The 9,469-nt window shown below is 63.1% G+C and carries 6 protein-coding genes; 4 read left to right on the top strand and 2 right to left on the bottom strand.

What is annotated here, in order from left to right; translation table 11 throughout:
• On the bottom strand, positions 1–3,489 hold a 3,489-nt coding region (locus WBB95_RS04690), incomplete at its 3' end, for a dermonecrotic toxin domain-containing protein (RefSeq protein ID WP_424486529.1).
• A 308-nt stretch (positions 3,490–3,797) separates the two neighbouring features.
• On the opposite strand from WBB95_RS04690, the gene WBB95_RS04685 reads away from it, so the two are divergent.
• The 4 genes from WBB95_RS04685 to WBB95_RS04670 all read left to right on the top strand — a co-directional run bounded on the left by WBB95_RS04685 (position 3,798) and on the right by WBB95_RS04670 (position 8,975).
• Positions 3,798–5,570, top strand: coding sequence for an N-acetylglutaminylglutamine amidotransferase (locus WBB95_RS04685; protein ID WP_424486528.1), 1,773 nt, complete (start codon positions 3,798–3,800; stop codon positions 5,568–5,570).
• Positions 5,571–5,573: 3 nt separating this feature from the next.
• Positions 5,574–7,319 carry an N-acetylglutaminylglutamine synthetase gene (gene ngg / locus WBB95_RS04680; protein ID WP_424486527.1) on the top strand — a complete coding sequence of 582 codons (1,746 nt, stop codon included), beginning with the start codon at positions 5,574–5,576 and terminating at the stop codon, positions 7,317–7,319.
• A gap of 174 nt (positions 7,320–7,493) precedes the next feature.
• Positions 7,494–8,678 carry an osmoprotectant NAGGN system M42 family peptidase gene (locus WBB95_RS04675; RefSeq protein WP_424486526.1) on the top strand — a complete coding sequence of 395 codons (1,185 nt, stop codon included), beginning with the start codon at positions 7,494–7,496 and terminating at the stop codon, positions 8,676–8,678.
• Between the two features lie 69 nt (positions 8,679–8,747).
• Positions 8,748–8,975: a YheU family protein gene (locus WBB95_RS04670; RefSeq protein WP_064453367.1), complete on the top strand. Its 228-nt coding sequence runs from the start codon at positions 8,748–8,750 to the stop codon at positions 8,973–8,975.
• Positions 8,976–8,981: 6 nt separating this feature from the next.
• On the opposite strand, the gene csrA is transcribed toward WBB95_RS04670, so the two are convergent.
• A complete protein-coding gene (gene csrA / locus WBB95_RS04665; protein WP_424486525.1) occupies positions 8,982–9,173 on the bottom strand; it encodes a carbon storage regulator CsrA in 192 nt (63 codons plus the stop codon).
• Positions 9,174–9,469: the final 296 nt, after the last annotated feature.

The raw sequence follows: 9,469 nt of genomic DNA, 5'->3' as shown, positions 1-9,469 counted from the left end.
GCGCAACCCCTTGAAGTGTTTGAGGAAGTAGGCGGCGTCATCGTCCAGCGCCAGGTTTCTCAGGGACAAGCGTTGCACGTGATCAAAACGCACCTGGGCCGGAAGCGTGGGTAACTTGCCCAGCACGTGGGCGTCCAGCACCAGGCTTGGAACCGCCACATTGAGCTCATCCGGCGCCACCGAGAGGCGTTTCCACGCCTGCTCAATCAGCGTCGCGGCCTGATGTCGGCTGAGCCGGTAATCCCACGCCGGGCTGGCCCTGAAGGCGCTGGGCGGCGCTTCACTGCGCCAGACCTTCAAGGCCTGATGCAGCGCCTTGAACTGCTGCTCAAGTGCTTCGACCGCCTTGGCGCGAGACAAATGATCGGTGCCCGCATCGCGCAACAAGGTCGAGATTTGCAGGTCGTCCAATGACGGGTACAGGGTTTTGACCTTGCGCACCAACGCCTGCGGGTACTCGACGACCGGCGCCACCTGCGACAGCGCACACGGTGTTGGTCGTGCTGTTGGGGTGCCACGCTCGCGCCACGGATAACCGGCCGTCTGCGGGCGTTCGTCCTGGCTTTTGAAGCGCAACTGATTACGCAATCGCGTGGCGCCGTCGCCGCCGTTCAGGTTCATGTTGATACGCTGCTGCGCCGACAAGCTGTCCGTCAGCGCCTGGTAAAAACCCTCCGGCCCACTGGCCATGCGACCCAGCGCGGCGCCCTTGGCATCGAAGGCTTGAAAGCCGTGGGCTGTGCTCACCACACTGTTGCGCACTGAGGCCGTGGGCGCACCGACCTGCCCCATCAACCGCCCGCCGAGGCTTTGCTTGCGCACCTGCAGCAGAACATCCTGCGGCCAGCCGGATAACCGATCGAGCATCCCGATCGCCAGCCGGTGAGTCGCCTCGCCAGCCAGACGCGGCCAATAAAAACCCATCAACGCGTGGTCCTGCTCCAGGGTTTGCAGGGCCTGGCGGCTTTTTTCCGCCAGGCGCAAAGGCACGCGGCCGGTGTTGCGCAACAGTTGGCGTTCCAGGGCGCTGGCCTGGCTCAGCAACTCCCAGGCAACCCGCCGTGGCAAGCCTGGAAAGCGCGTGACCAAAGGCGCCAGCTCACCCGTCGCCGGGCCATCGTACGCCCGGTATAGCTGACGATGCAGCGTTCGGTAATTTTGCTTGAGAGTCGCCAGCAAGCGGCGCTCCAGCGTTGCGACCTGCTCATGTGGCTCCACGGCCTCACCCAGCAGCGCCATGCGTTCTTCTGCATTCAGGGCCTGCAGCAACGTCTGCATGACCTCTCCATCATTGAGCTGTTGTTGGGTGATATGAATGCTCAAGTCCTCGTAGTCAAAAGGGCTAAGGTCCGGGTGGCTTTCCAACAAATCACCGCGGCTGTCGAGCACTTCAAAAAATCGCCCTTGAGGCCAACCGGGCAAAAGCGGTAACGCGGACAGCTGGGTGCGAGCAGTCGCGGCATCCAGGGGGGCGCCGCTCTCCAGGCGGCGCAGCAGATCGGTGATTTTCTGATGCTGCCTGAACCGCGCCACGGCGTCGTGGAAGCGCTCGGGCAACGGTGCATGTTCCAAGGCCAGGCGCTGCACGGCGGGGTGTTCGAGTTGAGTGATGGTCGAGATATTAATGACGTCATCGGGGGGCAAGTGGGCCAGCGCAGGGTGAAGCCGGTTCAACTGATACAGCGAGGAGCCCCACGCCTGCGGACGCTCGAAGGCATGCTGCCAACCGCCCTGGAAATTATGTTCCAGTGGCGGGCGAAAGGCCGCAGGCCGTTGAGGATGATGGATGCGCCACTTGCCGATGCCGGGGTCAAAACCGATGGCGTAGAGCGCCTCATCCATTTTTATATAGGACTGGCCCTTGGCCTGGTACACACCACGGGCGCTTGCCACCCAATCATCAGCCATGCCGGCTGGCTGGCGATAAGCGTCCAGGCGCGGCAACCACAAACGCGGCGAGTGGTCCGCCAGACGCACGGGCTGGAGCGCGTCGAAAAACGCCGATGACTGGGTCAAGCTACGTTTGAGCGCGCCGACCACGCGTCCCGCGGCCGCAAACGCCACCAGGCTCGCAATGCTTTCCGCCACATTGACCAGGTGCGTCAGCGCCGCGTCGGTGTCGTGATGGGACCAGTCCTGCACCCCGTCGAATACCTCACCCAGCATCTGCCCAATAGCCACTCCCATCATCAATTGCCCCAGCACCGGCACGACAAACCCCGCGATATTCAAGAGGTCCAGGCCCGCACTCAGGTAATCCTCGAAACGCCGCCGGCGCGCGTCCTCGTCCACCTGCGCCGTGGGGACCACCAGCAACCGTGCGTCGAGCTGGACCTTGCCGACATAAGCCCGAAAGAAGAAGTCCGAGAAATGGCTGTGCACCGGCACCGCTGCCCACGGCCCGACAGTGCGGCGCTTGTCAAAGTCGTCGAAAAACGCCTGGCGCTCGGACTCATCCAGGTAATGGGCAAAGCGCTGGCGGTAACTGTCCACCTGCAACTTTTGCGTCAGGTACAGCGTCAAGTCGTTCAGCGACTCGTACTCGTACCAGGGACGCACCGGTTCGTTGGGCATATAAACCACCAACGACTTCGCTGCCAGGCTGCCCGGCGCATCCTCAGACACCACCAGCACGCTCCACAGGCAGGCGCCACCGAGGTTCAATCCCTGCCAGATCAGGGGTTTCTCAGACACTGATAGCGCCTGGTCTTCTCGGGCGGGCCGATCCGCCTTGATCAGCTTGAGCAACCGGGCGTGGGTGGCTTCGCCGATGTGCTCCTTGGCCAGGGCGATGTGCAGGTCGATTTGCATGTCGAGGGTGCGCGACTGGCCGATATCCACGGCGACCGCGTTGTAACTGAGCGCGCCCTCGCCTGCTTCGTCGGAACCGGGCAGGTTGAAGACTTGCTGAATATGCGCCTGATAGGCGCGGCCCAGGTCCAGCTCCCGGCAGTAGCCGACAAAGGCCTCGACGGTCAGGCCCGGCAGCGCCTGGCGGGTCTTGGCCGAGAGAATCCGCGCCATCACCGACATCCCGCCAGGCGCCGCCTGGGTGCCGGAAAAATTCTGCATGGCGGCATTCACCAGGCTCTGTTTGTGCAGCGTGACCGTCTGTTTCAACGGCCCGCCAAGCTCCGGGAAGGAGCCGCTGAAGGAGCGACGGGGCAATTCCAGCTGGTCACGCTCTACCTCCACCTCGGCGACGCCCTTGTGCCGCAAAAACGCCTGCAGCGTGTCGATGCAGAAGCGGTCCAGGGGTTGCAGCAGGTTGAGGTGCCCGCGAACCCGCTCGCGTGGCCCCCGGCTGTCCTGATGGGCACGTTGCAGGGCTGCCAGTGTCTGCGGCCTGGCCTCCACCAGCCACGGCGCCAGGGTACTGCGCAGCACGCGGGCCTTGTCGAGGTCGCCAGTGAGGTCGAGCAAGGTCCGTTCCACTTCTTCCTCGGACAGAAGCCCTGTCACCTCGGACAAATCACGTTTTACGGTCATCGGCACACTTCCTTAATTGCGTTGGGATGACCCTTCACGATAAGCGCGTGCCCGCCAAAGAAAGATTCGAATAACGGGACCATTGAACGGGAAAACCCGGCAGATTTTGCGTTCCGATTGCACCTATATACCGCCACTTCCACCCAGGCCACGCCGCGCGCGACGGGGCCTGGCGCGGCTTATGGCAGCTTGCCTTATAACTTATCGATCTAAAACTCCGCCAATTGGCCCGTGTCAGTTTCTGGGTACGCGCCCTTGTGGCGTATTGAGTTTTGACCCTCCCCAACGGAAAAACCGGTAAGGAATTTATGTGCGGATTAGCTGGCGAGTTACGTTTCGATGCCCAACCTGCCGACCTGGCAGCCATTGAGCGCATCACCCATCACTTGGCCCCTCGTGGCCCTGATGCCTGGGGCTTCCACGCCCAAGGGCCGATCGCCCTGGGCCACCGGCGCCTGAAAATCATGGACCTGTCGGACGGCTCGGCCCAACCGATGGTCGATGCGCAACTGGGCCTTTCGCTGGCCTTCAACGGTGCGATCTATAACTTCCCTGAATTGCGGCAAGAGCTGGAAGCCCTGGGCTACGCCTTCTATTCCGGCGGCGACACCGAAGTGCTGCTCAAGGGCTACCACGCCTGGGGTGAAGCGCTGTTGCCCAAGCTCAACGGCATGTTTGCGTTTGCCATCTGGGAGCGTGACGCGCAGCGCCTGTTTATCGCCCGTGACCGTCTTGGGGTGAAGCCCTTGTACCTGTCGCGCACCGGCCAGCGCCTGCGCTTTGCCTCGGCGTTGCCGGCGTTGCTCAAGGGCGGTGATATCAACCCGATCCTCGACCCGGTCGCCCTCAACCACTACCTGAACTTCCACGCCGTGGTGCCCGCGCCGCGCACCTTGCTGGCGGGCATCGAAAAACTGCCACCGGCGAGCTGGATGCGCATCGACGCCAACGGCAAGACCGAGCAGAAAACCTGGTGGACCCTGCCCTACGGCCCTCGTGAAGACGAGCGAAACCTCACACTGGAAGACTGGACCGACCGCGTCCTCGACAGCACTCGCGAAGCCGTGGCGATCCGCCAACGTGCTGCCGTGGATGTGGGCGTGCTGCTCTCCGGCGGTGTCGATTCGAGCATGCTCGTCGGCCTGCTGCGCGAAGTCGGCGTGCAGGACCTGTCGACCTTCTCTATTGGTTTTGAAGACGCCGGCGGCGAGCGTGGCGACGAGTTCCAGTACTCGGACCTGATCGCCAAGCACTACGGCACTCGTCACCATCAATTGCGTATTGCCGAAAGCGAGATCATCGAGCAACTGCCGGCTGCCTTCCGCGCCATGAGCGAGCCGATGGTCAGCCACGATTGCATCGCGTTCTACCTGCTGTCGCGGGAAGTGGCGAAGCACTGCAAAGTGGTGCAGAGCGGCCAGGGCGCGGACGAGTTGTTCGCCGGTTACCACTGGTACCCGCAGGTGGACGGCGCCAGCGACCCGTACGCGGCGTACCGCGACGCCTTTTTCGACCGCAGCTACGACGACTACGCGGCCACCGTCGCCCCGAAATGGCTGACCGCCAATGACGCCGCCGGCGACTTCGTGCGCGAGCATTTCGCCATGCCGGGCGCCGATGCTGCCGTGGACAAGGCCTTGCGCCTGGACAGCACGGTGATGCTGGTGGATGACCCGGTCAAACGCGTCGACAACATGACCATGGCGTGGGGCCTGGAAGCGCGAACGCCGTTCCTCGACTACCGCCTGGTGGAACTGTCGGCCCGCGTTCCCGGCCAATTCAAATTGCCCGACGGCGGCAAGCAAGTGTTGAAGGAAGCCGCGCGCCGAGTGATCCCGAGCGAAGTCATCGACCGCAAGAAGGGCTATTTCCCGGTGCCGGGCCTCAAGCATTTGCAGGGCGACACCTTGAACTGGGTGCGCGAACTGCTGCTGGACCCAAGCCAAGATCGCGGCCTGTTCAACCCGGCGATGCTCGACCGCTTGCTCACCGACCCGCAAGGCCAACTGACCCCGTTGCGCGGCTCCAAGCTGTGGCAGCTGGCGGCGCTGAACCTGTGGCTCAGCGAACAAGGAATCTGATCGATGAAACCCCATGCAGCGGCTTACAGCCAACGTTTGCTGAAGGGCCAGGCGCCGACCTACGAGCGCCTGCAAGCCCGACTGGCTGAAGATGGCAGCCCACTGGGCGCCGAGCCGATTGCCGTGCATTGCGGCTGGGGCCGATTGTTGATCGGCCATACCTTCCCGGACCCGGCCAGCCTGGCCCAGGAGCTGTTGAATGAGCAGCCCGGCGAGCGTGATATCGCGCTGTACGTGGCGGCGCCCCAGCAAATCCTCGGGATTGACCCGCAACAGTTGTTCCTCGACCCGTCCGACACCCTGCGCCTGTGGTTCAGCGATTACCGCCCCGCTACGCGGGTGTTTCGCGGGTTCCGCATTCGCCGGGTACAGAGCGAGGCGGACTGGCAGGCAGTCAACATCCTCTACCAGGGCCGTGGCATGTTGCCCGTTGATGCCGAACGCCTCACACCGCGCCATCAAGGTGGCCCGGTGTACTGGCTGGCCGAGGATGAGGACAGCGGCGCAGTGATCGGCAGCGTGATGGGCCTCAATCACCAGAAAGCCTTTCACGACCCGGAACACGGTTGCAGCCTGTGGTGCCTGGCGGTCGACCCGCAATGCACACGCCCCGGCGTGGGTGAAGTGCTGGTGCGCCATTTGGTGGAACACTTCATGAGCCGTGGCTTGAGCTACCTGGACCTGTCGGTGCTGCATGACAACCGCCAGGCCAAGAGCCTCTACGCCAAACTCGGTTTTCGCGCGCTGACCACCTTTGCGATCAAGCGCAAGAACGGCATCAACCAACCGCTGTTTCTCGGCCCTGGCCCGCAGGCGGGGTTCAACCCTTATGCGCGGATCATTGTTGAGGAAGCCCATCGACGCGGTATTGATGTGCAGGTCGACGACGCCGACGCGGGCCTGTTCACTCTCAGCCATGGCGGGCGCCGCGTGCGTTGCCGTGAGTCCTTGAGCGATTTGACCAGCGCCATCAGCATGACCCTGTGCCAGGACAAAAGCCTTACTCACAAAGTGCTCAAGGCTGCCGGCTTGCAATTGCCGCAGCAGCAATTGGCGGGCAGTGCCGACGACAACCTGGAGTTTCTCGACGAACATCAGCGCATCGTCGTCAAACCGTTGGACGGCGAGCAGGGCCAAGGTGTGGCGGTGGACTTGCAGACCATCGAGGACGTGCAGAAAGCCATCGACACCGCGCGCCAGTTCGACAGCCGCGTGTTGCTCGAAAGCTTTCATGAAGGGCTCGACCTGCGCATTCTGGTGATCGGTTTTGAAGTGGTCGCCGCCGCCATCCGCCGCCCCGCCGAAGTGACTGGCGACGGCCAGCACTCCATCGGCGCATTGATCGAAGCCCAGAGCCGGCGCCGCCAGGCCGCCACCGACGGCGAAAGCAAAATCCCGCTGGACGCCGAAACCGAACGCACCCTGCACGCTGCCGGGTTCGACTACAGCAGCATTCTGCCGCGCGGCCAAACCCTGGCGGTGCGCCGCACTGCGAACCTGCACACCGGCGGTTGCCTGGAAGACGTCACCGCCATCCTGCACCCCACGCTGGTGGACGCCGCCGTGCGTGCTGCCCGCGCCCTCGACATTCCCATGGTGGGCCTGGACCTGATGGTGCCCGCCGCCGACCAACCCGAGTACGTGTTTATCGAAGCCAATGAACGGGCCGGCCTGGCCAATCATGAACCGCAGCCTACCGCAGAGAAATTTGTGGATTTGCTGTTTCCGCACAGCCAGCCGACCGCTTGAGTGATGTGTCGCCGGTACTGACTTCATCGCGGGCAAGCCCGCTCCCCCATTGGAATGCGCTCGAAATGTGGGAGCCGGGCTCGCCCGCGATGAGGCCAGAACAAGCGACGGATTGCTGACTGACCCGTTTCCCTCATCGAAACCATCGATGCCCTCACCTCATCAGGAGTTTCCATGACTCGAACCATCCCCGAACCAGATTTGAACTACCTGCAAAAAGTGCTGCTGGAAATGCTCGCCATTCCCAGCCCCACCGGGTTCACCGACACCATCGTGCGCTACGTCGCCGAACGCCTCGAAGAACTGGGCATTCCTTTTGAAATGACCCGGCGCGGCACCATCCGCGCCACCCTCAAGGGTCAGAAAAACAGCCCCGACCGCGCCGTGTCGGCACACTTGGACACCATCGGCGCCGCCGTGCGGGCGATCAAAGACAATGGCCGCCTGAGCCTGGCGCCGGTGGGTTGCTGGTCGAGCCGTTTTGCCGAAGGCAGCCGCGTCAGCCTGTTTACCGACAACGGCGTGATCCGTGGCAGCGTGTTGCCGCTGATGGCTTCCGGGCACGCGTTCAACACTGCCGTGGATGAAATGCCGGTGAGCTGGGACCACGTGGAACTGCGCCTGGACGCCTACTGCGCCACCCGGGCTGACTGCGATTCCTTGGGGATCAGCATCGGTGACTATGTGGCGTTCGACCCACTGCCCGAGTTCACCGAGAGCGGCCACATCAGCGCGCGCCACCTGGACGACAAAGCCGGCGTCGCCGCCCTGCTCGCTGCGCTCAAGGCGATCATCGACAGTGGCGAGCCGCTGCTGATCGACTGTCACCCGTTGTTCACCATCACCGAAGAAACCGGCAGTGGCGCTGCCGCCGCGCTGCCGTGGGATGTCAGCGAATTCGTCGGCATCGACATCGCCCCGGTCGCGCCTGGCCAGCATTCCAGCGAACACGCAGTGAGCGTGGCGATGCAGGATTCCGGCGGGCCGTATGACTATCATCTGTCGCGCCACCTGCTGCGCCTGGCGTCCGACAACGACCTGCCGGTGCGCCGTGACCTGTTTCGTTATTACTTCAGCGATGCCCATTCGGCGGTGACTGCCGGCCATGACATCCGCACTGCGCTGCTGGCGTTCGGTTGTGATGCGACCCACGGCTACGAGCGTACCCACATCGACAGCCTGGCGGCACTCAGCCGCCTGTTGGGCGCGTACATCCTCAGCCCGCCGGTGTTCGCCAGCGATGCGCAACCGGCCAAGGGCTCACTTGACCGGTTCAGCCACCAGATCGAGCACGAGACGCAGATGGAGAGCGACACCCGCGTGCCGTCGGTGGACAGCCTGGTCGGCCAGAAGTCCTGACGCGGGCAACTGCTGGTAACAAGGGCCCCGGCGCAGTAGCATCGCCGGGACCTAATACCTGAGGCTTGTATGCTGATTCCCTACGACGCACTTGAAGTCGACACCCTGACCCGCCTCATCGAAGACTTCGTGACCCGCGACGGCACCGACAATGGCGACGAAACGCCGCTGGAAACCCGCGTATTGCGTGTGCGCCAGGCGCTGACCAAGGGCCAGGCGCTGATCGTGTTCGACCCTGAAAGCGAGCAATGCCAGTTGATGCTCAAGCACGACGTGCCCAAGCATCTGTTTGACTGACGTGGTCTAGGGGTTGGTTTGGGGTTCTGCGGCTTGGCGTTCGAGGATCTTTTGATAGACCTCGGCTCGGTGCACGTTGACGCCCACCGGCGCCTGGATGCCGAACTTTATCTGAGTGCCGTTCAGTTCGAGGATGTGCAGAGCGATGTCATCGCCGATGGAGATGATTTCGCCTACGGCGCGGCTTAAGACCAGCATGGCGGTTGTCCTTTTGGCTTTTGGAGTGACAGGACCTTGAACATGCGCGCTTGGGTGGAGGGGTGGCAATGGCTTGCCGGCAAATCAGGCGGTACCTACAGGGGTTGGTAATTTGACTGACAGACCTGGGGTTTTTTGGGGGGGATTTGGGGGGGGGCCAGATCCGTTATTTGGGTGATGGCGGATTAGGGTTCCGCCCTTACGGCGGGTCACTTTTGATAGAGCGCAAAAGTAACCAAAACGCTCTTGCCCCTCCACTCGGCACCTCGCCTAGGCTCGGTGTGCCCTCACTCCGG

The sequence above is a fragment of the Pseudomonas sp. genome, from assembly GCF_049645325.1.
Taxonomy (GTDB): Bacteria; Pseudomonadota; Gammaproteobacteria; order Pseudomonadales; family Pseudomonadaceae; genus Aquipseudomonas.
This window is presented reverse-complemented; position numbering and strand designations above follow the sequence as displayed.